At 44.0% G+C, this 25,648-nt stretch carries 23 protein-coding genes; 18 read left to right on the top strand and 5 right to left on the bottom strand.

Annotated features, from left to right (window positions below; all coding sequences use genetic code 11):
* Positions 1–13 precede the first annotated feature (13 nt).
* The 6 genes from hflX to EWH91_RS08335 all read left to right on the top strand — a co-directional run bounded on the left by hflX (position 14) and on the right by EWH91_RS08335 (position 6,409).
* On the top strand, positions 14–1,270 hold the full coding sequence (gene hflX / locus EWH91_RS08360; protein WP_129929585.1) for a GTPase HflX: 1,257 nt from the start codon (positions 14–16) through the stop codon (positions 1,268–1,270).
* Positions 1,270–2,535: a methionine gamma-lyase family protein gene (locus EWH91_RS08355; protein ID WP_129929584.1), complete on the top strand. Its 1,266-nt coding sequence runs from the start codon at positions 1,270–1,272 to the stop codon at positions 2,533–2,535. The genes hflX and EWH91_RS08355 overlap by 1 nt, the downstream gene beginning before the upstream one ends.
* A 122-nt stretch (positions 2,536–2,657) precedes the next feature.
* Positions 2,658–3,044 (top strand): MerR family transcriptional regulator, encoded by a 387-nt coding sequence (locus EWH91_RS08350; RefSeq protein ID WP_129929583.1) that lies wholly within the window; start codon positions 2,658–2,660, stop codon positions 3,042–3,044.
* A 56-nt stretch (positions 3,045–3,100) separates the two neighbouring features.
* Complete coding sequence (gene glnA, locus EWH91_RS08345) at positions 3,101–4,435, top strand: type I glutamate--ammonia ligase (protein ID WP_129929582.1); 1,335 nt, start codon at positions 3,101–3,103, stop codon at positions 4,433–4,435.
* 173 nt (positions 4,436–4,608) lie between these two features.
* Positions 4,609–5,514, top strand: coding sequence for a hypothetical protein (locus EWH91_RS08340; RefSeq protein WP_129929581.1), 906 nt, complete (start codon positions 4,609–4,611; stop codon positions 5,512–5,514).
* Between the two features lie 265 nt (positions 5,515–5,779).
* The gene (locus tag EWH91_RS08335) at positions 5,780–6,409 is read left to right on the top strand and encodes an ECF transporter S component (protein ID WP_256359834.1); all 630 of its coding nucleotides are present in this window, start codon (positions 5,780–5,782) and stop codon (positions 6,407–6,409) included.
* A 45-nt stretch (positions 6,410–6,454) separates the two neighbouring features.
* Here EWH91_RS08335 and EWH91_RS08330 read toward each other — a convergent pair whose 3' ends face one another.
* A complete protein-coding gene (locus EWH91_RS08330; RefSeq protein WP_240697305.1) occupies positions 6,455–6,811 on the bottom strand; it encodes a hypothetical protein in 357 nt (118 codons plus the stop codon).
* Positions 6,812–7,020: 209 nt separating this feature from the next.
* Between EWH91_RS08330 and EWH91_RS08325 the strand changes: the two genes are divergently transcribed.
* The 4 genes from EWH91_RS08325 to gnd all read left to right on the top strand — a co-directional run bounded on the left by EWH91_RS08325 (position 7,021) and on the right by gnd (position 11,904).
* On the top strand, positions 7,021–7,851 hold the full coding sequence (locus tag EWH91_RS08325) for a methyltransferase domain-containing protein (RefSeq protein ID WP_326407568.1): 831 nt from the start codon (positions 7,021–7,023) through the stop codon (positions 7,849–7,851).
* A 184-nt stretch (positions 7,852–8,035) separates the two neighbouring features.
* Positions 8,036–8,785, top strand: a complete 750-nt coding sequence (locus EWH91_RS08320; protein ID WP_129929578.1) for a DeoR/GlpR family DNA-binding transcription regulator — start codon at positions 8,036–8,038, stop codon at positions 8,783–8,785.
* Between the two features lie 153 nt (positions 8,786–8,938).
* Positions 8,939–10,822 carry a PTS fructose transporter subunit IIABC gene (locus EWH91_RS08315; protein WP_129929577.1) on the top strand — a complete coding sequence of 628 codons (1,884 nt, stop codon included), beginning with the start codon at positions 8,939–8,941 and terminating at the stop codon, positions 10,820–10,822.
* A 182-nt stretch (positions 10,823–11,004) separates the two neighbouring features.
* Positions 11,005–11,904, top strand: coding sequence for a phosphogluconate dehydrogenase (NAD(+)-dependent, decarboxylating) (gnd, locus tag EWH91_RS08310; protein ID WP_129929576.1), 900 nt, complete (start codon positions 11,005–11,007; stop codon positions 11,902–11,904).
* Between the two features lie 190 nt (positions 11,905–12,094).
* On the opposite strand, the gene EWH91_RS08305 is transcribed toward gnd, so the two are convergent.
* Complete coding sequence (locus EWH91_RS08305; RefSeq protein ID WP_129929575.1) at positions 12,095–13,822, bottom strand: pyruvate oxidase; 1,728 nt, start codon at positions 13,820–13,822, stop codon at positions 12,095–12,097.
* Positions 13,823–14,050: 228 nt separating this feature from the next.
* Here EWH91_RS08305 and EWH91_RS08300 point away from each other — a divergent pair, with 228 nt between their 5' ends.
* The gene (locus tag EWH91_RS08300) at positions 14,051–14,635 is read left to right on the top strand and encodes a hypothetical protein (RefSeq protein ID WP_129929574.1); all 585 of its coding nucleotides are present in this window, start codon (positions 14,051–14,053) and stop codon (positions 14,633–14,635) included.
* Here EWH91_RS08300 and EWH91_RS08295 read toward each other — a convergent pair whose 3' ends face one another.
* The 3 genes from EWH91_RS08295 to lexA form a co-directional block, all read right to left on the bottom strand.
* On the bottom strand, positions 14,636–16,315 hold the full coding sequence (locus EWH91_RS08295) for an ABC1 kinase family protein (protein ID WP_240697304.1): 1,680 nt from the start codon (positions 16,313–16,315) through the stop codon (positions 14,636–14,638). It abuts the gene before it with no gap.
* A 20-nt stretch (positions 16,316–16,335) separates the two neighbouring features.
* Positions 16,336–16,677, bottom strand: coding sequence for a phasin family protein (locus tag EWH91_RS08290; protein WP_129929573.1), 342 nt, complete (start codon positions 16,675–16,677; stop codon positions 16,336–16,338).
* Between the two features lie 147 nt (positions 16,678–16,824).
* Positions 16,825–17,439, bottom strand: a complete 615-nt coding sequence (gene lexA / locus EWH91_RS08285; protein WP_129929572.1) for a transcriptional repressor LexA — start codon at positions 17,437–17,439, stop codon at positions 16,825–16,827.
* A 168-nt stretch (positions 17,440–17,607) separates the two neighbouring features.
* Between lexA and yneA the strand changes: the two genes are divergently transcribed.
* The 7 genes from yneA (at position 17,608) to acnA (ending at position 25,348) form a co-directional block, all read left to right on the top strand.
* Complete coding sequence (yneA, locus tag EWH91_RS08280) at positions 17,608–17,901, top strand: cell division suppressor protein YneA (RefSeq protein WP_129929571.1); 294 nt, start codon at positions 17,608–17,610, stop codon at positions 17,899–17,901.
* Between the two features lie 606 nt (positions 17,902–18,507).
* The gene (locus tag EWH91_RS08275) at positions 18,508–18,723 is read left to right on the top strand and encodes a YneF family protein (protein ID WP_129929570.1); all 216 of its coding nucleotides are present in this window, start codon (positions 18,508–18,510) and stop codon (positions 18,721–18,723) included.
* 61 nt (positions 18,724–18,784) lie between these two features.
* The gene (locus EWH91_RS08270; protein ID WP_129929569.1) at positions 18,785–19,696 is read left to right on the top strand and encodes a Gfo/Idh/MocA family protein; all 912 of its coding nucleotides are present in this window, start codon (positions 18,785–18,787) and stop codon (positions 19,694–19,696) included.
* A gap of 76 nt (positions 19,697–19,772) precedes the next feature.
* Positions 19,773–20,948, top strand: a complete 1,176-nt coding sequence (nagA, locus tag EWH91_RS08265; RefSeq protein WP_129929568.1) for an N-acetylglucosamine-6-phosphate deacetylase — start codon at positions 19,773–19,775, stop codon at positions 20,946–20,948.
* A complete protein-coding gene (gene nagB / locus EWH91_RS08260) occupies positions 20,945–21,694 on the top strand; it encodes a glucosamine-6-phosphate deaminase (protein WP_129929567.1) in 750 nt (249 codons plus the stop codon). Before nagA ends, nagB begins: the two co-directional genes overlap by 4 nt.
* A complete protein-coding gene (locus EWH91_RS08255; RefSeq protein WP_129929566.1) occupies positions 21,695–22,426 on the top strand; it encodes a GntR family transcriptional regulator in 732 nt (243 codons plus the stop codon).
* A 180-nt stretch (positions 22,427–22,606) separates the two neighbouring features.
* Positions 22,607–25,348: an aconitate hydratase AcnA gene (acnA, locus tag EWH91_RS08250; protein ID WP_129929565.1), complete on the top strand. Its 2,742-nt coding sequence runs from the start codon at positions 22,607–22,609 to the stop codon at positions 25,346–25,348.
* Positions 25,349–25,648 lie beyond the last annotated feature (300 nt).

Below are 25,648 nucleotides of genomic sequence, written 5' to 3'. Positions count from 1 at the left end.
AAAGAGGTTTATTATGGAGAATGTCATTCTCGCTTGCTGTCAGTTACCGGAAGTAACGAATGATTATTTTGAATCCTCACTTCAGGAACTGATCTCACTGACTAAGACGGCCGGCGGCCAGGTTGTATCGATACTGAAACAAAAAAGGCAGAAAATAGAACCAGCTACATACATAGGTAAAGGGAAACTGCACGAATTGTCTGCCCTTCAGAAACAGCTGAATGCGGAAACAATCATTTTTAATGGGGAGCTGTCCCCAGGGCAGCAGGGGCGGCTGAGCAGTATATTAATGGGAAAAGTACTGGACAGAACACAACTGATCCTTGATATATTTGCTATGCGGGCAAACTCACGAGAAGGAAAGCTGCAGGTTGAACTGGCTCAGCTGCAGTATCTGCTCCCGCGTCTCAGCGGGATGAGAGATTCACTGTCCCGCCTTGGCGCGGGAATAGGAACAAGAGGACCAGGGGAGACAAAACTGGAAACAGACCGGCGTTATATCCGCAGCAGAATGAAAGATATAGCCCATCGGCTGGATATTGTTGTCAGGCACAGACAGCAATACAGAGAGAGACGCGTCACGCAAAATCAGTGCCAGATTGCGCTGGTAGGTTACACAAATGCCGGTAAATCCACACTTTTCAATCAATTAACCTTGTCTCATACTGTTGAGGAGGACAAGTTATTTGCGACACTTGATCCATTAACCAGAAAATTAAGACTTCATGAGGGATTCACTTGCCTGTTATCGGATACCGTTGGATTCATTAAGGACTTGCCAATACAACTGGTAGCTGCATTTCGTTCGACGTTAGAGGAGGTTCTGGGCGCTCATCTGATTCTTCATGTGATCGATGCGTCAGATCCGGATCTACTTCGGCAGGAACAGACAGTTCATACCCTGTTAGCTGAACTTGGTGCAGACGACATTCCGGTCCTGAACATTTACAACAAAAAAGATTTGCTGACCACTCCATTTATTGTTCCACCTGATGCACTTCTGGTATCAGCGAGAAATGTTTCAGACCGGAAACGCATATTGGCTGCCATCCGGAAAAAACTGATTCATCAGATGAAGCCTTATCGATGCAGGATACCCGCAGGTGAAGGCGGCCTGCTTCAGGAAGCAAAGAGACATTCTATTATTTTGCAGCAGCAATTTGAGGCGGAGTCGCAAACCTATGTTACCGACGGCTATGTTTTTCCGGAAACCCCCACAGGATCAAAATTGATCACCGAAATTTTTTCAGACCATGAGGAGAATGAGTAATGTTTGAAACCATGACATTTGGCAGGCAACTGAGAGAACGCACAGAGGAGGTGGAAAATGAAATACAAAAACAGCTGGACTATATTGACAGGGTTGCTCAGGAGAATCAGTACCGCGTTCTTTCCTGTTTTAAGAAAAATAAAATCAGTGATGCACATTTTAATGGAACAACAGGTTATGGTTATGACGACTTTGGAAGGGAAGGAATAGAAGCTGTCTACGCCGACTGTTTTGGGGCGGAATCCGGACTCGTCCGGTCACAGATCATCTCCGGTACACACGCGATTACAATCGCTCTTTTCGGCCTGTTAAGGCCACATGACGAATTCATATACATAACGGGGAATCCCTATGACACATTGGAAGAAGTGATCGGCGGAGGCGTTTCCGGGCATGGATCACTGAGAGATTTTGGTATCCATTTCCGTACGATCCCGCTTAAAGATGGCCGAATCGATACGGATAAAGTGATCAGGGAAATCGGGCCTGCAACGAAAATGGTTGCGATTCAGCGTTCCCGCGGTTACAGTAACCGTCCGTCACTGACCGTACATCAGATTGGCGAAGCGATTGCCGCCATAAAAAAAGTTCATCCGGACGTGATTGTGTTTATTGATAACTGTTACGGCGAATTCACGGAGACCCTTGAACCCTGCCACGTCGGTGCAGATCTGATGGCCGGGTCGCTGATAAAAAATCCCGGTGGTGGTCTGGCAAAAACCGGGGGTTATATTGCAGGGAAGAAAAAGTTTGTAGACCTGTGTGCGGAACGCCTGACGGTTCCCGGACAGGGGAAGGAAGTGGGTCCCGCGCTTGGTGAACTTCAGAACCAGTATCAGGGGTTTTTCCTGGCTCCGCACATGGTTGCGCAGGCGTTGAAAGGGGCTGTTTTCACCGCGGCATTGATGGAAAGCATGGGCATGGAGACCACCCCATCATGGGATGCGACAAGGACGGATCTGATTCAAACGGTGACATTTCATGATCCCAGCCAGATGATTGCATTCTGCCAGGCTATACAAATGGCTTCGCCGATAAATTCTCATGTCACGCCTTATCCAAGCCCGATGCCCGGCTATCAGGACAAAATCATTATGGCTGCCGGTACCTTTGTCCAGGGGGCAAGTCTTGAGCTGACAGCTGATGGTCCGATACGCCCTCCATACACGCTTTACATACAGGGCGGTCTGACCTTTGAACATGTCAAAGCAGCTCTTCTGATGGCGTGTAATCATCTTGCTGAGAGAGGATTGCTTAAAATCTGAGAATACAAGCTGTTACAATACTGTTAAATTGTTCTGTCATTACACCGTAATATAACCTTACATCCATTGACAACTATATTATCGGACGTTATAATGTGCATAGGAAAGGAGCATGAGGCAATATGGATGACAGTGTACGCCGCTCAATGCCCTTGTTCTCCATGGGTATTGTCCAGAAACTTACCGGATTGTCTGCAAGGCAAATCCGGTACTATGAAGAAAATGAACTGATACATCCTGAGCGTTCTGCAGGTAACCGCCGCGTTTTTTCATTTAATGATGTAGATCGGTTGCTGGACATAAAATCCCTGCTGGATGAGGGCGTAAACCTGGCAGGGATTCGACGTGTGCTGAGCGAAAAACCTGTCCATCCTAATCGACCTGCAGACGCGAAGAAGAAACTGACGGAAGAAGAACTTATGAAATTCCTTAAAAACGAACTTGTCAATGCAGGCAAATTCGGAAAAGCATCACTGATACAAGGGGACCTTTCGCGATTTTTCAAGTGAATATTCCCTGTATATAAATTTGTTCTAATGAAACTTATTTTTGGGGAGGATCAAGAATGGCAAAGTTTACAAAAGAAGACATTATTTCCAAAGTAAATGAAGCGAATGTTAAGTTTATCCGTCTGCAATTCACTGACCTGCTCGGAATCATAAAAAATGTCGAGATTCCGGTCAGCCAGCTGGAAAAAGCACTGGATAACAAAATTATGTTTGACGGTTCCTCAATTGAAGGATTTGTAAGAATTGAAGAATCGGATATGCTCCTTTATCCGGATTATGACAGTTTCGTCGTATTCCCCTGGACGGCAGAAAAGGGTAAAGTTGCCCGTATGATCTGTGATATTCATACGCCGGATGGCAAGCCATTCTTTGGTGATCCTCGTAATGTGCTTAAAGCAGAATTAGAAGAAATGAAAAAGCTTGGTTTTACCGCATTCAATATCGGACCGGAACCGGAATTTTTCCTGTTTAAAGTTGATGAAAACGGAAAACCAACCATGGAACTGAATGATAAAGGCGGTTATTTTGACCTTGCTCCTACAGATCTTGGCGAAAATTGTCGCCGTGACATCGTGCTTGAACTCGAAGACATGGGCTTCGAAATTGAAGCTTCTCACCATGAAGTAGCACCTGGCCAGCATGAAATTGATTTCAAATATGCCGATGCGGTCAGAACATGTGATAACATCCAGACATTTAAACTGGTTGTCAAAACGATTGCACGCCAGCACAAATTGCATGCGACATTTATGCCGAAGCCTCTGTTTGGCGTTAATGGCTCAGGTATGCACTCAAACATGTCGCTGTTTAAGGGCAATGTCAACGCGTTCTATGACGAATCGTCGAGCGACGGTCTGAGCGAGACAGCTAAGTCTTTCATCGCAGGTGTATTAAAACACGCCCGTGCGTTCACGGCAATCACGAACCCGATAGTCAACTCGTACAAACGACTGGTTCCCGGCTATGAAGCACCCAGCTATGTGGCATGGTCTCTAAGCAACAGAAGTGCTCTGGTCCGCATCCCTGCTGCCCGTGGACTCAGCACACGTATTGAAGTCAGAAGCGTTGACCCGGCTACAAACCCATACCTGGGTATGGCTGCTATTCTGGCTGCCGGACTTGACGGTGTCAAAGAAAAACTGACTCCAATGGATCCGGTTGATCGCAGCATCTATGTAATGGATGACGAAGAACGTGAAAAACTTGGTATTCATGAACTTCCGGCTAATTTGAAAGATGCTCTGGCAGTTTTTAATGCTGATCCTGTGATCACTGGTGCTCTCGGTGAACATACTGTTTCCCGTTTCAATGATGCAAAGGACATTGAGTGGGATATGTTTAGAACTCAGGTACATCAGTGGGAAAGAGATCAGTATATGGAACAGTACTAATACTTATTATACAAAACTCCCCTGGCGCTCATGGCGACAGGGGAGTTTTGTTATGCCACCATCAATACGGCTGCTGTATGTCTAAGAGGGTGGATAGGATAAAATATTCGAGGGAAAGTTGATTGTTGCTCTGGCCGGTTAAAATGATGAAGACGATGAGGGGGAGAAGATAAATGAATAAGAAAGAAAAACTGGAATATGAAAGAAAACTAAAAGAGGCGAGAAAGAAATATCCGACTGTTCCTAAAGTTGATAAAGAAACATGGCTGCCTAAGTTCCACTGGTGGGATGAAGTCCCTGAAAACCTGAAAACGAAAACACAGTGGAGAAAAGAACATTTTAAGGTAATTAATGAAAATGAAATTGAAGCAATTATTGAATATCATGCAGGGACAAAATTAACGAGATACAAATTATATGAAAAATCGAACACCAAGACTACGAGACGTATCATTATAAAAATTGATGACATTGAACCAACAGATAAAAATTTGTCGGAAGCACTTTATCTCATCAATAAATCCGCTAAAAAATCAAGAGACACTAAAGGTAGAAATTATTCATCTGGAAATCATAGAGTTGTACATGCTGCCAAAACCCGACAGCAAAAATTATATGATCTGAAAGATGCTGTTATTGCTAAATTAATCAGTGAAAATAGAATGGAATTACTAGGTTATCACACACAAGATATAAAACATGAACAGGAAAATGAAGTGTGGGTAGGCGATCCGGAGGGTGAAAGTAAATATAACTCAGATAAAATGAGTGGAAAATTAGATTATCAATTTTGCGGGGATTATGATAATTGTGATTTTATGTATGGTGGGCATTATGAAATTATAAATGAAACTGTCTATGATGTAAATTATTTACTGTTGTATCAATTTGGTGATAATACTTTTCATGTTCCAGTTGACAATGTAGGAGAGGGAATCAAGAATCTTGGAGAGATCGGAATCATAGACGCAGAGCAGACTAAAAAGTACCATATCAAATTTACTGAAGCAGTCAAATTGTTAGAAAATTATATAGAAAGTCATAAAGAAAATAAACTACAGGAGGCATCCGAACAATGAAAAATCACTAAAGCAACAATTCACACACGCTCATGAACTAGAATATAATGTTGCCTATGTTAATTTTATCTATTCTGAAAAGTAAGACAATACGATTGAAGCGTACAACAAAATCGTAAAAGATAAACCATAAAATTTCACCTCATAAGGACAGGACGAAGGATAAAAGAGCCTGTCTATTTAAATGAACGTCACATGGGATCATCCCGTTTAAATTTTTTCTGTTCCTGATAAAAGGAATCATCGTTCATAATGTGATAAGATTATGGGTGATCAATTTGACGTGACGGGAGTTATCGTGATGCAGCACCGGCAAACCTACAGATTGGTGTTATTGAGCATATTTACGGCTATCATTATTTTACAGAATTTTATTCCTTTTCTTGGTTATATTCCAGTCGGACCATTCAGTCTGACACTGATTCATATTACCGTGATCATTGCGGCGCTTGTTCTGGGGCCCCTGGATGGCGCACTGGTCGGCGGAATCTGGGGTCTGATAACGTTTATTCGTGCCTATACCTTTCCAACCAGTCCAATCGCTCCCATTGTTTTTACAAACCCGCTGATTTCTGTATTACCGAGGGTATTAATTGGCTTAGTTGCGGGTTATGTTTACCTTGGCCTGAAAAAAGTTAAAGTGTTTGACTGGCTGTCAATGGTCATCGCCGGAGTGCTGGGTTCGCTGACAAACACGATACTCGTGCTGGGACTGATTTATCTGTTTTATCGCGTTCCCTATGCCAATGTTTTGCACATGGATGTTACGAAATTATTACCGGCTCTTCTCATGGTTGTTCTGACAAACGGGCTGGCGGAGGCCGTGGCAGCAGGTATCATCTCTCCAGCGGTTGCAGGCCCTCTGAGAAAAATCCGGAAGTATCGAAATCAATAGATTATGTACGAATCAGCCCGGCAGGACTGATTTACTGTAAGATATTTAATAATAAGGATAGGGATAGATAAACGGAGGTACGAAAAAGAAGAACGGAAAGAGGAACCGACGAAATCTCCTGAATCTTGGACGGTATCCATAGCCAAAAAACTGTCTGTCATCATCTCCATCAATATCTTCAGGAACGAGCATGATGATCCCCTGATCGTTCATACTTTCAATAATGCCTTCCTGTTGTGAGCCGTCTTTCAAACTGACGATCACATGATAATTCATGTATTTGTGGCACATATTACGGATACTTTCAATATCATCATTCCGGGGTAGAGTTGCGTTTTCTGGTATGAGGTGGGGCTCAAACAGAGTTGGCGTGTTGTTTGAATCCATTTGATTATATGACACTTTAATCCTCTCCTTTTCAACACTAGGATATTCACCCAGATGGAAGATGTGATTGAAAAAAACATGGATGAAATTGGAAATAAAATCAAAAAGGAACAGGTTAACTCAACGGAACAAGGAAATCAGGTGATCATTTGAGTAAGGGAGTCAGCAACAGGACAGGCAGTGCAGAACGAGTCAGAAGAATAGAAAGTCTTTTCAGATGCCCGGTGTGTGGATCTTCGATGAAGGTTACCGATTTAAAAAGTATGATTTGTATAAACCGACATACCTTTGATTTTTCCAGACAGGGTTATTTGAATCTGCTGAATAGAAAAGTACATGATGACTACGGTAAGGAACTTTTTGAAGCCAGACGAAAGGTCATGTTTGATCTGGGCTTTTTTAATCCCCTCATTCGGCAGATCACACAAATGATCAGAAAAGCAACGGGCATGCCAGGGAAAAATTTAAAAATTGCTGATATGGGTTGCGGGGAAGGGACTCATTTGGCAGCACTATGCCGCTTGCTTCAGAAAACGAATCATGTGACAGGTGTAGGAATGGATTTATCAAAAGCGGGAATCGAACAGGCCGCGAAAAAATTTCACAGTCAGACATGGATCGTAGCTGACCTTACTCAGCCTCCTTTTTTCCCGGGAAGTTTTGATATCATACTGAATATTCTTTCTCCCTCAAATTATCAGGTATTTGATCACCTGCTGCATCCAGACGGTTTTGTCATAAAAGTCGTCCCTGAAAGGCGTTATCTTCAGGAACTGCGTAGATATCTTTATAAAAATTCTTCAAGAGAAAAGTATTCAAATAGTGAGATACTGGCTCACTTTCGTCAGAATTACCCTGATTTTCAATCAAAACAGTTTTCATATACCTGTAAGATGGATGCAGCAGGGAGGCAATCGCTGATCTGTATGACGCCTCTTGCCTGGAATACGGATGATGACACCCGGAGAATCTGGGCGCTGGAAGGACCTGAGAAAGTTACAGTTGACGTCATGATTCTTATTGGGAAAAAACAGGACCTGAAGGATTTTAAGTGAAATTGACTTTATGCTTTTAGAAAGTATAAAATTTTTGCGGGAAAAGCTTCAAAAAAAAGTTGGACTTTTGGCGCCTCACATGGCGGGTCAGTCGGCTTCCACATGTATGCGCTGACAGAAAATGATAAATAATGATTGAATTTGAATGAAAGCGGTGTTACAATGACTTGTGGAGGGATAGGAAATGCTTGCTGAGAAAAGACAGCAGATTATCATGAAACAACTGACGGATCGGCATGTTGTCAAACTTCAGGATCTCGTATCCCTGATGCATGCTTCTGAATCAACGGTTCGACGCGACCTTCAGGAACTGGAGGGGAGACATTTGCTTCGCCGTGTACACGGCGGTGCCCTGTTGGTGCGTCCGCGTAATGATGAACCGGATATGGCGACAAAAACAGCCAGAAACATTCAAAAGAAAAAAGCGATTGCTAAATTTGCTGCAAGCCTGGTGAAAGACAAGGAATGTATTTACCTTGATGCGGGGACAACAACGCTTGAAGTGATACCCTTTCTTAAAGATAAGCATGTAACCGTTGTCACCAATGGTCCGAAGCACGGGGAAATGCTCGCTGAGCAAAATACAGTCTGCTACCTGATCGGTGGAAAAGTAAAACGGTCGACCAAAGCAGTTATCGGCAGCATTGCAGTCCAGACTCTCAATTTATTTCGATTTGATAAAGCATTTGTCGGTGTGAATGGAATTGACACTGAAATGGGCTTTACAACTCCGGATCCTGAAGAAGCTATGCTGAAAAAACATGCCAGTGAGCTTGCTGAACAGACATACGTGCTGGCAGACAGCAGTAAATTTTCCGAGATATCTTCCTGTAAAATAATCGATTTAAATCAGGCTGATGTGATTACCGATTCTCTTCCTGATACAGCAGGCTCTTCCATCTCTGAAATCACCAGAGTTTATTGTTGCAGTTAATGGTCCCAGGTTAAGAAAAGCTGGTCAGTTACAGACACCCGTTGTCCGGTTTCCCCGGTTACAAAAAAAGCGGCCGGGGAAAATAGGAGAGAAGGGACCAATGACCAGAGAGATGTTAACTTAAGTGCATCTATAGAAGTGGAGTGAAACAAAGTGAAAATAACAGATCTGATGATTGAACGCGCTATGGTCATGGATATGCATGCCAGGACTAAGGAAGAAGCTATTGACGAGCTTATTGCAAGTTTGGAAAAAAATGGCCGGATCAATGATCGAGCGACCTTTAAGAAAATGATTCTTAAAAGAGAAGCTGAATCAAGCACAGGCATAGGAGACGGCATTGCTATGCCACATGCGAAGACGAAGGCTGTGAATGAAGCAACCGTGGTATTTGGACGCAGTAAGGAAGGTGTGGATTACCAGGCACTGGACGGGAAACCATCTTATCTTTTCTTTATGATTGCTGCTCCTGAAGGCGCTGCAGATGTTCACCTGCAGACACTTGCCGCGTTGTCCAGATTACTGATTGATCAGGATTTTGTTGCACAGGTGAAAAAGGCAAAATCATCTTCTGAAGTTGTTCGTTTATTTGATGAAAAGCAGGCAGAGAAGGAAGAAAATAAACAGACTGACAGTAATCAACCTGCCGGCAGTGACAAGTTTGTCGTCGCTGTAACAGCCTGTCCGACGGGTATTGCCCATACGTATATGGCAGAAGATGCGCTGAAGAAAAAGGCAAAAGAAATGGGCGTTTCCATTCGTGTGGAGACGGATGGTTCTGAAGGCGTAAAGCACGTCCTGACGAAAGATGAAATTAGTCGTGCCGCGGGTGTTATTGTGGCAGCAGATAAAAAGGTAGAAATGGCCAGGTTTAATGGCAAAAAGTTGCTGCAGACGCCTGTAAGCGACGGGATTCGTAAACCGGGTGATCTGATTGATAAAGTGCTTGCCGGGCAGATTCCGGTCTTTCATGCAGAAGGTCATACAGATACAGAAGAAACCTCAACGAACAACGGTTCGATCTGGAGCCGGATATATAAAGACCTGATGAACGGCATTTCTCATATGCTTCCATTCGTTGTTGGCGGTGGTATTTTACTGGCTGTGTCGTTTCTATTTGAGCGACTGGGGAAGGATAATACAATCTTTCAGATGCTCAGTGCTATCGCAGGCGGTGGCACCGGTGCCTTCCACTTTCTGATTGCGATCCTGGCTGCATATATTGCCGTAAGTATCGGAGATCGGCCGGCGCTGATGCCAGGTATGGTCGGCGGGTTTATGGCTTACTCGTCTAATGCAGGATTCCTTGGAGGTCTGGCAGCCGGTTTTCTGGCAGGCTGGGTCGTTGTTCTCCTGAAGAAGTGTTTTAAGAACCTGCCGAAGACTCTTGATGGATTGAAGCCAATTCTGCTGTACCCTGTTTTAGGACTTCTGATTACCGGCGGTCTGATGTACTATATTCTAGATCCGTTTTTCAAGTGGATCAACACGGGCCTGATCAATGGCCTGAATAACCTTGGAACGGGAAATGCCGTTCTCCTTGGTATTGTTCTTGGCGGTATGATGGCCGTTGATATGGGCGGTCCGGTGAACAAAGCGGCTTATACGTTTGCTATCGGTGTATTTACAAGTGGTGCCGCAAATGGCGGGCTGATGATGGCGGCCGTTATGGCAGGAGGAATGGTTCCTCCGCTGGCCATTGCCCTGGCTACTACGATATTTAAAAACAAATTCACCGAAGACGAATATAAAGCAGGAATTACCAACTATATCCTGGGACTGTCGTTTGTAACTGAAGGGGCCATTCCGTTTGCTGCAGCTGATCCATTGCGTGTACTGTCATCAAGTATCGTAGGAGCAGCAATTGCCGGAGGGTTGACTCAGTTATGGAACATTAATATTCCGGCCCCGCACGGTGGGATATTTGTTATCTTCCTCGGGAATCATGGTTTCCTCTTCCTGCTGACCATCATTATTGGTGCAATCATTTCCGGCCTGATCCTTGGGCTGTGGAAGAAACCGCTGAAACAGGGATAAAAAATAAAATCATAATCATAAAAGAAGACAAAAGGGGATCCGGTCTGAATAGACCGGATCCTTTCCCGTTCATACGGGATAAAATTTTTACAGGGAAAAGTATCAGAAAAACAAATTTGGATGCTAAATGGAAATGAGGTAAACTTAACAAAGAAGACAAATTCAAAGTATAGGGTGATTTTATGGAGATAGGCTTAGTAGGTCTGGGGAAAATGGGATACAATCTGGCTCAGAATATGGCCGATCATCATTTCAAAGTTAAAGCATACGACGTGTCAGATGAGGCGATTAAAAAAGCTGAAGGAATACCGGACATACAAGGATTTTATTCTCTGGAATCATTGGTTAAGAGTCTGGAAAAGCCACGTGTGTTCTGGCTGATGGTTCCAGCCGGTCGGCCAATGGAAGAAACACTTAACACATTACTGGCTCTCATTGATCCCGGAGATATGGTACTTGATGGAGGAAATTCAAAATATACAGATTCCCTTCGTCATTACAGAATGTGCAGGGAACAGGGCATTTCTTTTATGGATGTGGGTACGTCGGGGGGGATGAGCGGTGCACGGAATGGTGCCTGCCTGATGATCGGCGGCGACAAAAAGACTTTCGATTATCTCAAACCTCTTTTTCAGTCTCTTGCAGTAAAGGATGGCTGCCTTTACACAGGGAAAGCAGGGAGCGGCCATTTCCTGAAAATGGTACATAACGGTATTGAATACGGTATGATGCAATCCATTGCCGAAGGATTTGAAGTGTTGCAGAAGAGTGAATTTGACTATGATAACAAGGCTGTAGCCAAGGTGTGGAACCATGGCTCAGTGATTCGGAGCTGGTTAATCGAACTTCTTGAAGATGCTTTCTCGAAGGACGGTAATCTGGAACAGTTGAGTGGAATTATGGCCTCTTCAGGGGAAGGAAAGTGGACATTGGAAACTGCACTGGACATGCAGGTTTCAACGCCTGTTATTGCCCTGTCTCTCTTGATGCGCTATCGTTCGCTTGAATCGGACACTTTTTCAGGGAAAGTCGTTGCTGCCCTGCGCAACGAGTTTGGAGGGCATGCTGTTGTAAAAAAATAACTCCCGATCACTGAAAGGCTATATAAATTCTATATGTTTATTATATTTCCTTAATATCAGAAATGGGCAGGGCCTGCTATTACCGCAGGATTTTAGATCTTTACATGAGACATGTTCATCGCTTAAGTGTAAAAAAGGCGTCCGGTTATAAAAAATTAACCGGACGCCTTTTTTAATTTAAATAATCACCTTATAAGAAACGTCTCGCGACATCTTTCATAGGTGGCATTTTTTCAAATTTATGGTTTTCGACCACGGACTTAGATGCGAATTTGGCATAGCCCTTCGCTTCATCCATGACTATCTTTCCAGGAAGCGGAGCTGCGTTTTCGTCTACAGCTACGTCAAGGATAACCGGTACATCAGAGTCTTTCGCTTTTTCAAATGCACCCTGCAGATCTTCATATTTTTCAACCCGGAATCCCTTGCCACCGCACGCTTCAGCAAATTTGGCATAGTCAATATCATGCAAATTAATGCCGTAGTTCAGCTGACCGGCAGATTGCTGTTCGTACTTGATAAAGGCAAGCTGTTTGTTGTTCAGGACGACCACAATGATCGGCCAATTATATTCGACTGCTGTGACAAAATCCTGCATAACCATAGCGAAGGCGCCATCACCACAGATTGCAATAGCCTGACGATCAGGGAATGCCTGTTTTGCGGCGATTGCTCCCGGGAGTCCGCATCCCATCGTTCCCAGCCAGGCGGAAACGATGAAGTCCTGATTCGTCACATGAAGATAACGAGTTGACCAGACCGTGGCTGTTCCGACATCAACGGAAAAAATCGCATTGTCTTCAGCGATGGACTGGACAGCCTTCATCACTGCCTGAGGAGCAATTGGCGTCTTATTCACGGATTTGTCTTCTTCCATCCAACTCAGCCATTTTGCCATCTTATCCTGGCAGGATTTAAGGAACGGACGGTCCTTGACCGGTGTGGTGTGTTCGTTCAAATATGCGAGCGCTTCAGCGGCATCTCCGACAACACCTGTCGTGACAGAATATCTCTTGCCAATCTTCACCGGATCAATGTCAATCTGAACGCATTTTGCACCCTCCGGAAGATATGCGGCATAAGGATAATCCGTACCCACCATAATCAGCAGATCTGCGCTCTTCATGGCTTCATAAGATGGTTTCGTACCGATTTTACCGATATTCCCCAGAAAATTCGGATGGTCATCAGGCAGTGCGCCCTTACCAGGCAGCGTGACACATACCGGGGCGGAAATTCGTTCTGCAAAAGCTTTTAGCTGCTTCTTCGCGCTTTTTGCGCCGACACCGGCAAGAATGACCGGATTTTTTGCCTTATTAATCAGAGAAACCGCATCGCTTAAATCATCCTGAACGAGTCCGGGAATTTTCTTTTCAAAAACTGTGGAAAGTTGAGCAGCCTGATCAGAGATTTCACCAAGCGGCACATCATCAGGAATAGAAAGGACAGCTACTCCACGTTCCTGATAAGCGGTCCTTATCGCCTGATTGACCACTACCGGGAAACTCTCGGCACTTGTCACTTCTTTGTTATATACCGCAACATCTTTATAAAGATCAACGGTATTGACTTCCTGAAAATAATCTGTCCCGGTCAGCTTCGAAGGAATATGTCCAACCAGTACAAGCATCGGAACATGATCCATTTTCGCATCATACATACCATTAAGCAGGTGGATGGCACCGGGGCCGCCAATTGCCAGGCAAACGCCAATCTTACCGGTCAGCTTTGCGTAGGCGGCGGCAGCAAGCGAGGCCACTTCTTCGTGGCGAACCGTGTAAAATTTAATTTTACTTTCTTTTTTTCTCAACGCTTCAACCATGGTGTCGATTGAATCGCCGGGGATACCGTAAATGTGATCAATTCCCCATTTTTCCAACAATGAAACAACTGCTTCACTTGCCTTGATTTTTCCCATAGGGATAATCCTCCTTCAAAAGATTACTTCTTCTGAAACATCGGTTCATGAATGGTTCAGAATTTTTCTCTATATAAATTTTACAATCCAGTGAACCTTATAAGTCTATTCTATGACTTCTGCCGAAAATTGCAATGTTTCCGCTTCTATAAACCTTAACGGTCTAAATTTGTTATGATAAGAAGGAGGGAAAGAGTGATATTTCATGTGGAAGGATGAATCTGTTTTATGAGCTTTGTTTCAATCATTGCATCAGATCAATGGGCTTCGGTAGTCAGTGACAACCACCTGGTGGATATGAATAAACAGGGGAAGATTGTGGTCAGACCGGGAAGTAAACCCAGTGCTCTGCGCATTTCCGACAGTCAGATTATTTGCTGTACAGGAAGTGCCTCTGCCTTACGTGAAATTAGAGAAAACTTTTTATTCCGTGATGAGGCATACAAGATCAGCCAGGATCAATGGGACTGGCTGACGACTCGTATTCGAAGGATACCCCATCAGGTGCAGGATGTACTGCTTGCTGTGGTAGATCACTCACAAAAGATGACTTGCCAGATGATTTCGAACCAGCCGGGAGATACCTGGCATCGTCTTTATCCGGAAGGCGAGAGATTGGCCGCTCTGTACATGGCTGGAAGGGGGGTGGATGAGTATCAGATCAGACAGATATCTGCTGAATGTTCACGACTGATCCGGAAATCAGGTAAGAATTCGGTAGAACAGGTCTCGAGTGCACAAAAAACATTGAACAAATTTGCCGGAGATTTGGACCATACAATTGGTGCACGAACTTTTTTACTTCATGTCTGATCAAAATCTCCCCGATCGAAAAATAGCCAGCAGGATGAGCAGGAACATAAAAGAACCTATGGCAAGAGCAATGTCGAGAACAGGTATATTTATGATAAAAGGGTGTTTTCCAAACGTTTCACTGATCATAAGTCCCGTCAGGATGATGCTGAATGCGAGGAGTATAATACTGAAAGAGATACGATTGGCTACCCGGTCAAGTTTTGAAAGAAGCTGTTCGAGCTGTGGGAGTTCCATTTCCACATGTGTCTGGCCTCTGTTCAGGTGAGTCAGTGCTTTTTTCAGGAGCGCGGGCAGACGGGAACTGTTTTCTGCAGCTTCGAAAATTCTGTTCCAAAGCAGTTTGCCGACTCGCTCCGGATTCAAACGGTTAAGCATGAGTTTTCGACCATATGGTTCAGCAAATTCCAGAATACTGAACTGATTATCCAGTCTGGTGATGAGCCCTTCCAGAGTAATCAGGGCTTTACCGAGAAGAGAATAGTTTTTAGGGATCGAGATATGATACCTTTTGGTTGTTTCAAAAATCTCCTGTATGACCTTTCCTATATGAATGTCCTTAAAGGGAAGGTCATAGTATTTATCTCTGAGCATTTCCAGATCTTCCTTAAACTGCCGCTCATCCAGATCGGCAGGCATGACCGACATATGGAAAATGGTACGGTAAAGAAGATTTGTATCGCCGTTCATCAGTCCGATAATCAGGTTAGCAAAATTCTGTTTCATCTCATCATTTAAAATGCCAACCTGACCGAAATCAATATAGGCGATTTTATTACCGGGAAAGAAAAAAAGGTTACCAGGATGCGGATCACCATGAAACGTACCAACAACCAGTGCCTGATCCAGAAATGACCGAACCAGTCTTTCAGCAATTTCTCTGCTGCTAAACTTATCGTTATGAAGGTGAAGCAGTTCATTGAATCGAACACCATGAATGTACTCGAGTGACAGGACCTTGCTGCTCGAGTACTTCCAAAATACTTTGGGAATGATGATATTTTCATTATCTGAAAAGTAACGGTTCAGTTTCTCCGTGTTTCGACCTTCTCTGAAATAATCCATCTCACTGCGGATAGCAGTTGAAAATTCTTCCACCAATGCGCTGATTTGAAAGTCTTTTGCCCATTGATAGTGCCTTTCCAGAAGAGCAGTAAGATCACGCAGGATATCGATGTCATTTACAATGATGTTTTCTATGTTTGGCCGTCTGATCTTTACGACGATTTCTTCACCGGATTTCAATGTCGCCCGATGAACCTGTGCTATTGAAGCAGCAGCCAGACAGTTGTCATCAAAAGAGGCAAAAATCTTCTCCGGAGGTAAACCAAATTCATCATGAATCACATGTCTAATCGAAGCAGGATCGATTGGAGTCACCCGATCCTGTAATTTTCGCAGTTCATTAGCTATATTTTCAGGTATAATATCCGAACGCAGACTAAGCAGTTGGCCGAGCTTGATGAATGTTGGTCCGAGTTCCTCAAACATCAGTCGAATTCTTCGCCCGACCGGCTTACGATTACTGCCGTTCCCTGAAAAATCTGATACCATCTGTTTTGGAAGCGACAGGAGATGGAGCAGACCCACATCCCGGACCATGTAGCCAAACCCATACTTAACCAGGACCGTAACAATCTCCCGATATCTTTTCATGTGGCGTATGCGTTTTCCAATCATGATCCTCACCTTGCTGAAGTTTATTGTTTGGGCGATTCCGTATCATTTATCGAGCCTTTTTTTTCAGATTCAGCAAGTTTTTGTTCCAGAATCTGTACACGTTCAGCCAGCTTCTGATACTTCTCTGAAGTAACAAACCCAAGATCAGCAATCGATTCACGAATATCCTTCTTCATGTCGTTTTGCCACTGATCCGTCTTAGTTTGACCTTTATCACTCAATTTTGATAAATAAGCTTTCGCTTCATCTGCTGCTGCACTGCCATTGTGAGACAGATTGCCAAACAGCTGATCCGCTTTCTCTTTACTGGCCAGGGTCGCGCCGAGACCCGTGAGAAAAATCTTTTTTAATTGTTCATTCATTTTCTATCCCTCCATTCTTTATATCTCTATTGTACCCAACTTTGAAAAGTATGTACACGCTGTCATGATGCAGGATTTGACAAATACATATAAAGTGCCCGAAAGAAACCTGATGTCTGTTTCTTCCGGGCATCTTAGATTCCGCTGTTAATGTATATCACGGAAAACACCGATCACTTTACCTAAAATGACACAATTATTTAAAATAATGGGATCCATCGCAGGATTTTCCGGTTGCAGACGGATGTGGTCTTTTTCTTTAAAGAAACGCTTAACGGTTGCCTCATTATCCTCAGTCATCGCAACAACAATTTCTCCATTTTCAGCTGCTCTCTGTTTGCGGACAATGACTTTGTCTCCATCAAGAATACCTGCCTGAATCATACTCTCCCCGGTGACATTCAGTATAAAAACTTCATCATCCTCTACCATAGAACGCGGTACCGGGAAATATTCTTCAATGTTTTCAACAGCGGTGATCGGCATACCTGCAGTCACTTTTCCTATTACGGGTACAGGTACAGCTTTTTCTTTATATGTATCGTCATCCTGATCCAGAATTTCAATGGCACGGGGTTTTGTCGGATCCCGCCGGATCAGTCCTTTTTTTTCAAGTCGTGCGAGATGCCCGTGAACGGTTGAACTTGAAGCAAGTCCTACAGCATCGCATATTTCACGTACGGACGGTGGGTAACCCTTTGTTGCGACTTCATGTTTAATGAAGTCCAGAATAGCTTGCTGCCGATTAGAGAGTTTTATCATACTGCATACTGCCCCTTTTCCCTTTTTTCTACCATTTATTATAACATCCAAAAAATTTATATGCAAACATTCGTTCGAATGATTGACACGAACAAATGTGCTGATTACAATAAAGAAGAACAAATATTCCCGGGAACGTAAATTCGTATATACACGGAGGAATGTGAAATGAATACAAGAGAGCAACACAAAAAATCAGGTACTTCATATATCATTGTTTTTATTATCCTTTCGATAACCCTTTTTCTTTTAATGGCGAAGAACGTTGTTGCAGATAATGATTCATATAAAGCAATAACCGTCCATGAAGGTGAAACTTTATGGTCCATAGCGGGACAATACGGGCAGGAAACGCCTGGATTAACCAGAAATGGTTTCATTCAGTGGGTAGAGGATCATAACAGGATCACCCGAAATCACATTGAGCCGGACCAGGAATTGTTTATTCCTGTACATAAATAAAAATGTTTATGGCAGGATACCTGTGCTTTAAGATTCAGGCCTGGGATAAATGCCACCATGTAAACAGCAAAACCCGTTTTTTCACAATCCCCAATTCACAGACAAGTGTGATTAATCGGGTGAACCTTTTAAAGGGTCACTCGTGAACCATCAGGGTGTCATACCCTTTACGCTGGATGACTTGACTGATGCTTCAAAATTATAAAGAAGGCATTGGATCGATTGATGCCGTGGTCTCTCCACTGTTTTAAATAGTAATAATTTTTTTCTCTGCCTGTTTGCATGGCAGTTTTTTTGTGGTATACTGTTATATAACAAAGGGTCATAAAAATCCATTGTAGTGATACAACATCAAACTCGTTTAATCGCGTGTATCGCAATTATGCGATGCCGATTAAAATATGTGAATTTCCTCTCGGTGAACTACCTTGCCTTTCACCGACCGGTTATTTTTCATCCTCCTTCAGAAGAAGGTAAGGTCCTGATATAATACAGGATCGGGCCTTCTCTTTTTTTACGCGGAATTTCACTGATGCAAGGTTGACCGCTTTTCCTGTGTTAGTGTAAACTGAGGTAGAATAGTTGGCACAAGGAGGAAACAGGCACATGCTCTGGTTATACATATTAGTGGGCGTACTCTGTCTTGCAGCAGGGGTCATTCTTGGCTTTCTGATTGCCCGTAAATATATGATGAACTACCTAAAAAAGAATCCGCCGATTAATGAACAGATGCTTCGCGTCATGATGACACAAATGGGACAGCACCCATCGCAAAAGAAACTCAATCAGATGATGAAAGCCATCAACAATCAGATGAAGTGAGGACGAAGAACCCATATCGGGTTCTTTTTCCTTTTATAAACGTATTTACAGGAGGGATTATGTGTTAAAAGTCGGAATTGTCGGTATCGGATCTATAGCCTCAAAAGCCTATTTGCCGGTTTTGTCCAAAAAAGAGGGTATAGAGTGTCACATCTGTACGAGAAACAGGGAAACTCTGCTGCGTGTTGGTCAGCGTTACAGGTGGCAGCATGTATATTCACAAATTGACCAGCTGATTCATAGTGGCATTCAAGTGGCTTTTGTCCATGCTGCAACACTCGCTCATCCGAAATTGGTCACTGAATTACTGAATCACGGCATTTCTGTTTACGTCGATAAGCCCATTGCTGACAGTTATGAAAAAGCAAAAGAGCTGACTGAACTTGCCAGAAGAAAACATGTCATGCTGATGACAGGCTTTAACCGCCGCTATGCTCCGCTGAACAGTGAAGCAAAAGCGGTCAAAAACAAAACGATGGTTGTTCTTCAAAAAAACAGAGTAAACGATCCAAAGGATGTGCGAACGTTTGTGTTTGATGATTTTATTCATGTCGTTGACACCATTCGATACGTCCTGGGGGGTCCTGTTCATGTTCTGACTGTCCGTGCTCAGAAAAATGAAACCGGTTTATTTACTGGATTGACCGTTTTATTTTCAACGAATGGGGAACAGGCTTGTGCATTAATGAATCGCACGAGCGGAGCCAATGAAGAAATCCTTCAGGTGATGTCTCCTCAGGGAGAATTTTGGGTTAAGAATCTGGTGGAGGGGGAATGGGTCCATGGAATGGATAAATCCATACGGTCTTTTAATGACTGGACCCCTACTTTATATAAACGTGGTTTTCCACAGATTGTCGATGCTTTTCTTGAGGCAGCAGCTAAAGGTAAAGCTGAAGCGATTTCTAAGGATGACGCCCTTGAAACGCATCGGCTTTGCGAGCAGATAGTCAGAATGGCAGAACACATCTAAATGCATTTAAGTCTAGTTGTCTAGACATATGGCTGTTGTTTGTGATAAAATAAAAGAAAAAGGAGATGCAATGATCATGCTTAAGAAAATTTCAGGTTGTTCCGTTTATTCAGATCAGGAATGGATCAATGAAGGAAGTCTTTCTTTTGATCAGGGGAAGATTGTGGCCGTCGGAAGATCGGCAGATCAGTCAGGAGACGAGGTTCTGCATTTTCCATCAGACTATAAGTGCATTCCCGGTATGATTGACATGCATATTCACGGAGCGAACGGATCGGATACAATGGATGCAACTCATGAAGCATTAAGTACGATTGCTGCCGCTCTCCCGAAAGAAGCAACCACTTCATTTCTTGCTACAACCATTACCCAGTCAGATGAGGCTATTGAAGCGGCACTTATCAATGCCGCTGAAGTGATCGGCCATCAGAAAGCCGGGGAAGCAGAAATTATCGGGCTTCATCTTGAAGGACCTTTTATAAGCAGTGAAAAAGCCGGTGCACAGCCAGAAAAATATATTGTACCTGCTGATATAGAAAAATTTGATCGCTGGCAGGAACAATCAAATCATAATATAAAGGAAGTCACGCTTGCTCCGGAAATAGAAGGTGGGCTGGAACTGATCCATCATCTTGCTAAGGAACATGTTGTCGCCTCAATTGGACACAGTAATGGTGTGGATGAGGATGTGATTAAGGCGATTGGCGCCGGTGCCACTCAGGTGACACATCTATATAATGGAATGCGTGGTATGCATCATCGTGAACCTGGTGTTCTCGGCGGCGCTTTGCTGCACCATAACTTATATACGGAACTGATTTGCGATGGAAAACATGTCTGCCAGGGAATGGTCAATCTTGCATATAAGCTCAAGGGAAGTGATCGGATTATTCTGATCACCGATGCTTTGCGGGCTAAATGTCTGAAAGATGGAGTCTACGACCTTGGTGGTCAGAATGTTCGCGTTAAGGACGGACTGGCAACACTCGCCTCAGGAACAATTGCCGGCAGTGTCCTGAAAATGAACCAGGCAATAAAAAATATACTTGCTTTTACTGACGCAACCCTGGACGACGTCATTCAAATGGGAGCGATCAATCCGGCACTGCAGTGCAATGTATTCGACAGAAAAGGATCACTGGAGATTGGAAAGGATGCAGATTTTGTTATTCTCGATGAGAACAACGATCTTGTTATGACAGTTTGTCGTGGAAAAGTAGCCTATGAGAGAGCAGGGGTGGGATTCAATTGAAATTAATAACGGTAGCGAATCAGAAAGCATTAAGCCAGAGGGCGGCTAAGGCGATCAGTGACTTTATTCATGAAAAGCCTCAGGCAGTACTTGGCCTGGCAACTGGAGGCACGCCTGAAGGAACATATAAAGAACTTGTCGAAGATTACAACAAAAATCACACCAGTTATAAACAGGTGACAACCGTTAATCTGGATGAGTATGTCGGATTAATTCAGGATGATCCTAACAGTTATCATCATTATATGAAAGAAAAACTATTCAACCATGTTGATCTTAGAGCAGATCATTGTTTTTTACCGGACGGGAACGCAGCATCCCTGAAAGAAGCCTGTCTGAAGTATGATCGGTTAATTGAGCACCTGGGTGGAATTGATCTCCAGCTTCTCGGGATTGGTCAGAACGGGCATATCGGCTTCAACGAACCGGGGACCCCTCACGATATCGGGACGCATGTCGTCACACTGACACCATCAACCCGTGCAGCGAATGCACGCTATTTCAGCAGTTTGAGTGAGGTTCCGGAAAAGGCGATCACCATGGGTATCGGAACAATTTTAAAGAGCAAAGCCATCCTCCTGATTGCATCAGGAAAGGCAAAAGCTGAAGCCATGAAAGAACTGCTGTCATCCACAAAATCTGACGAAAAATTCCCTGCTTCAGCACTCATTCAGCATCCCAATGTGACCATAATAGCTGATGAAGCGGCGCTGTCACTTGTACCGGGCAAAGTGGTGAGACCCTGAATGATTGATCGGCAATCGCCCGTTCCGGTATATTATCAGATAAAGCAGTATATCGAAGGGCTGATCAGGAATAAGAACCTGAAATCAGGCGATAAAATTCCGTCTGAAAGGGAGTTTACTGAAAAATTTCACGTGTCACGGATGACTATCCGCCAGGCTGTTATGGAATTAGTTAATTCCGGGGTTCTGATTCGAAAAAAAGGGAAGGGGACTTTTGTCTCCGATCAGAGAAAGATCGAAAAAGCTCTGAACCAACTTAATGGATTCACTGAGGATATGCTGAACCGTGGACTGAACCCCGGCAGTAAACTCCTGGGTTTTGATCTGATTTCGGTCGGAATAGAAATTGGTCGCAAGCTTCAGCTTAGTGAAAGTGAACAGGTCTATCAGATCAGGAGGACCAGATACGCAGATCAGCGCCCTATGGCGATTGAAACAACATATATCCCGGAGAAGATTGTTCCAGGACTGACATCTTCAGAAGCGGATACATCACTGTATGACTATGTTGAAAAATCACGCGGACTCAAAATTGATCATGCCGAGCAGTCACTTGAAGCGGCTCTGGTCACCGCTGAAGAAGCTCATTTACTTGACGTACCAGAGGGGTCACCCATTCTTGTCATCGAACGTATTTCGTTTTTGAAAAATGGGACAGCTTTTGAATTCACCAGGTCATTATATCGCGCAGATCGTTATAAATTTATCGTTCAGCTCACTAAATCGACCTGATGGCCTGTTCAAATCGCAGGATATTCCATCTATAATTAAATGAATGTAATTGATGCGGTCACTGATAAGAAAAACTTATCAATGTGGATCGCATTATTTAATTTTACTTATTTGAGTCATTCCCTTAATATTAAGTTAGGAACCTTTTATAGATTGAATAATTAAAGGAAGGTGAATGACATGGCGACATCAGCGGAAACAAAGACTTCAGGCGTAACAGATATGTTTCATGCACGCCAGACATTTAAGAGTGCCGGAAAAACATATTGCTATTATCAGCTTGATGCATTGAAAGCGTTCGGGGATATTGAGCGCCTGCCCTATTCAATCAAGGTATTACTGGAAGCGCTTTTACGCCAGTGTGATGGCGTTGTTATTAAAAGAGAACATGTTGAAAATCTGGCAAGATGGGGTACGGATGATCTGAATAAGGGGATTGATGTCCCCTTCAATCCCGCACGCATTATTTTACAGGATTTTACCGGTGTACCGGCAGTTGTTGATCTGGCTTCTTTAAGAAAAGCAATGGCTGATCTTGGTGGAGATCCGGAGAAAATCAATCCTGAAAAAACGGTAGACCTGGTCGTGGATCATTCTGTGCAGGTCGACCGCTTTGGTACGACGGACGCACTGAAAGTCAACATGGAAAAAGAATTTGAAAGAAACGGCGAGCGCTATAAATTTTTAAAATGGGCACAGAAGTCGTTTGAAAATTTTCATGCGGTTCCTCCGGCTACCGGCATTGTTCACCAGGTTAATCTGGAGTATCTGGCTTCTGTTGTCCTTCATAAAAAAGAAGAAGACGGCAGTTTACTTGCCTTTCCGGATACTCTGATCGGTACCGATTCACACACGACGATGATCAATGGACTCGGCGTTCTCGGCTGGGGTGTCGGTGGCATCGAAGCAGAAGCGGGTATGCTGGGGCAGCCTTCGTATTTCCCGGTTCCTGATGTCGTTGGTGTCCGAATTACCGGGAGCCTTCCTGAAGGGACCACGGCGACCGATCTTGCGCTCAGTGTCACTCAGATGCTTCGTGAAGAGAGTGTTGTCGGCAAGTTTGTTGAGTTTTTCGGCCCGAGTCTTTCTCACATGTCACTGGCTGACCGGGCCACCATTTCAAACATGTCACCTGAAAACGGTGCAACAGCAACTTTCTTTCCCGTTGATCGCGTGACTCTGGATTATTTACGACTGACCGGTCGTTCTGAGGAACAGGTACAGCTTGTTGAAGATTATTGCAAAGAAAATCATCTGTATTATACACCAGATGCTGCAGATCCAAGATTTACAAAAGTCGTTGATCTGAATTTATCAGAGATACAGCCATCTGTTTCCGGGCCTAAGCGTCCGCAGGATCGGATTCCTTTGACCGGGATGAAAAAAGAGTTTGCTGCTTCTCTCACAAGACCATCAGGAAATCACGGGTTTGGATTCGGTGATGAGGAGATCAATAAAGAGGCTGTTGTGACACATCCGGATGGAAGTCAGGTCACATTGAAAACCGGTGCGGTTGTCATCGCGGCGATTACGAGCTGCACTAATACCAGTAATCCCAGCGTGATGATTGGTGCCGGGCTGGTTGCAAAGAAAGCTGTCGAGAAGGGCCTGTCGGTGCCTTCATATGTAAAAACCAGCCTTGCACCTGGTTCAAAGGTGGTTACTGACTATCTGGCACAGGCAGGACTGACTCCTTATCTGGAAAAACTCGGATTCAATCTCGTCGGATATGGATGCACCACCTGTATCGGTAATTCAGGACCACTTCCTGAAGAGGTCGAAAAATCTGTCGTAGATGGCGATCTTACGGTGGCTGCGGTATTATCAGGAAACAGAAACTTCGAAGGTCGTATTCATCCGCTGGTACGCGCGAACTATCTGGCCTCACCCCCGCTTGTGGTTGCGTTTGCGCTTGCCGGCTCGGTCTACTTCGATATGCAGCATGATTCATTTGGTAAAGATAAAGATGGCAATGAGGTCTATTTCAAGGATATCTGGCCCTCGAGAGCAGAAATCGATGCAGTCATGAACCGGTCGGTCAGTCCTGAGATGTTTAAAAAGGAATATTCCCGCGTCTTCACGGAAAATCAGCGCTGGAACAACATTCAGACTAGTGAGGGAGAGTTGTACGACTGGGATCCGGATTCGACCTACATTCAAAATCCACCGTTTTTCAAACACTTGTCTGCAGACCTTAATGAAATCAAACCGCTTGAAGATCTGCGTGTTATTGGCAAGTTTGGTGATTCCGTAACGACTGACCACATATCACCTGCCGGGAGTATAGCCAAAAAAAGTCCCGCCGGGCAATATCTGCTGAGTAAGGGTGTAAAATGGTTTGATTTCAATTCTTATGGATCAAGACGTGGCAACCATGAAGTGATGATGCGTGGGACCTTTGCTAATGTACGAATCCGTAATCAAATCGCCCCTGGAACAGAAGGTGGCTATACCACCTACTGGCCGACAAATGAAGTGATGCCCATCTATGATGCAGCAATGAAGTATAAAGAAAGCAACACCGGTCTGGTCGTTCTTGCCGGAGATGATTATGGCATGGGCAGTTCGCGTGACTGGGCAGCCAAGGGAACCAATTTGCTTGGCATCAAAGCAGTTATCGCCCGAAGCTTTGAACGCATTCACAGAAGTAATCTGGTTATGATGGGCGTCCTGCCGCTTCAGTTTAAGAAAGGCGAGAGCGCAGATTCACTGGGCCTGAATGGAAAGGAAAAAATAACAATCCATCTTGACGAAAAAGTCACCCCCGGACAAACACTTCAGGCGAAAGCTGTATCGGAAGAGGGTAAAGAAACGAAGTTTGAACTCACGGTAAGATTCGACAGCGAAGTGGAGATCGAATATTACCGCAACGGAGGCATTCTCCAGATGGTCTTACGCCGGAAATTAAATAAGAATGAATGATTTGAATCTCCTGAATGATTTTTAACATAAAGGAAAGACTAATTTCCGGAGAAGAAAGAAATGGTTTTGACATGTTTATGGCGGGGATTCCATCGCTAAGACGAACTTAGTCGATGCATCCCGAAAGCGCCGGATACGGATAGGGGTCGTATCTGATTCATGGATAAACATTTTTATCTTCTTCAACTAAAGGGCTGTCCGGCGGGCAGCCCTTTTGCTGTGAGCCTTCGTGTGCAGATTCGAAATTGAAGAATGTCTCCTGCCCGATTTTCATCATGGGTTTAAGAACTGAATTTTTCG

Origin of the sequence: Sporolactobacillus sp. THM19-2, assembly GCF_004153195.1 — a bacterium.
Classification (GTDB): Bacteria; Bacillota; Bacilli; order Bacillales; family Sporolactobacillaceae; genus Sporolactobacillus.
Note: the sequence above shows the minus strand (reverse complement) of the source record. Positions and strands in the feature narration are given on the sequence as shown.

What these genes read in the sequence shown, in the direction of transcription:
- hflX (WP_129929585.1), top strand. Translation starts at nt 14, where the DNA reads ATGGAGAATGTCATTCTCGCTTGCTGTCAGTTACCGGAAGTAACGAAT.
- EWH91_RS08355 (WP_129929584.1), top strand. Translation starts at nt 1,270, where the DNA reads ATGTTTGAAACCATGACATTTGGCAGGCAACTGAGAGAACGCACAGAG.
- EWH91_RS08350 (WP_129929583.1), top strand. Translation starts at nt 2,658, where the DNA reads ATGGATGACAGTGTACGCCGCTCAATGCCCTTGTTCTCCATGGGTATT.
- glnA (WP_129929582.1), top strand. Translation starts at nt 3,101, where the DNA reads ATGGCAAAGTTTACAAAAGAAGACATTATTTCCAAAGTAAATGAAGCG.
- EWH91_RS08340 (WP_129929581.1), top strand. Translation starts at nt 4,609, where the DNA reads ATGAATAAGAAAGAAAAACTGGAATATGAAAGAAAACTAAAAGAGGCG.
- EWH91_RS08335 (WP_256359834.1), top strand. Translation starts at nt 5,780, where the DNA reads ATGGGTGATCAATTTGACGTGACGGGAGTTATCGTGATGCAGCACCGG.
- EWH91_RS08320 (WP_129929578.1), top strand. Translation starts at nt 8,036, where the DNA reads ATGCTTGCTGAGAAAAGACAGCAGATTATCATGAAACAACTGACGGAT.
- gnd (WP_129929576.1), top strand. Translation starts at nt 11,005, where the DNA reads ATGGAGATAGGCTTAGTAGGTCTGGGGAAAATGGGATACAATCTGGCT.
- EWH91_RS08305 (WP_129929575.1), bottom strand. Translation starts at nt 13,822, where the DNA reads ATGGGAAAAATCAAGGCAAGTGAAGCAGTTGTTTCATTGTTGGAAAAA.
- EWH91_RS08300 (WP_129929574.1), top strand. Translation starts at nt 14,051, where the DNA reads ATGAGCTTTGTTTCAATCATTGCATCAGATCAATGGGCTTCGGTAGTC.
- EWH91_RS08295 (WP_240697304.1), bottom strand. Translation starts at nt 16,315, where the DNA reads ATGATTGGAAAACGCATACGCCACATGAAAAGATATCGGGAGATTGTT.
- EWH91_RS08290 (WP_129929573.1), bottom strand. Translation starts at nt 16,677, where the DNA reads ATGAATGAACAATTAAAAAAGATTTTTCTCACGGGTCTCGGCGCGACC.
- lexA (WP_129929572.1), bottom strand. Translation starts at nt 17,439, where the DNA reads ATGATAAAACTCTCTAATCGGCAGCAAGCTATTCTGGACTTCATTAAA.
- yneA (WP_129929571.1), top strand. Translation starts at nt 17,608, where the DNA reads ATGAATACAAGAGAGCAACACAAAAAATCAGGTACTTCATATATCATT.
- EWH91_RS08275 (WP_129929570.1), top strand. Translation starts at nt 18,508, where the DNA reads ATGCTCTGGTTATACATATTAGTGGGCGTACTCTGTCTTGCAGCAGGG.
- nagA (WP_129929568.1), top strand. Translation starts at nt 19,773, where the DNA reads ATGCTTAAGAAAATTTCAGGTTGTTCCGTTTATTCAGATCAGGAATGG.
- EWH91_RS08255 (WP_129929566.1), top strand. Translation starts at nt 21,695, where the DNA reads ATGATTGATCGGCAATCGCCCGTTCCGGTATATTATCAGATAAAGCAG.
- acnA (WP_129929565.1), top strand. Translation starts at nt 22,607, where the DNA reads ATGGCGACATCAGCGGAAACAAAGACTTCAGGCGTAACAGATATGTTT.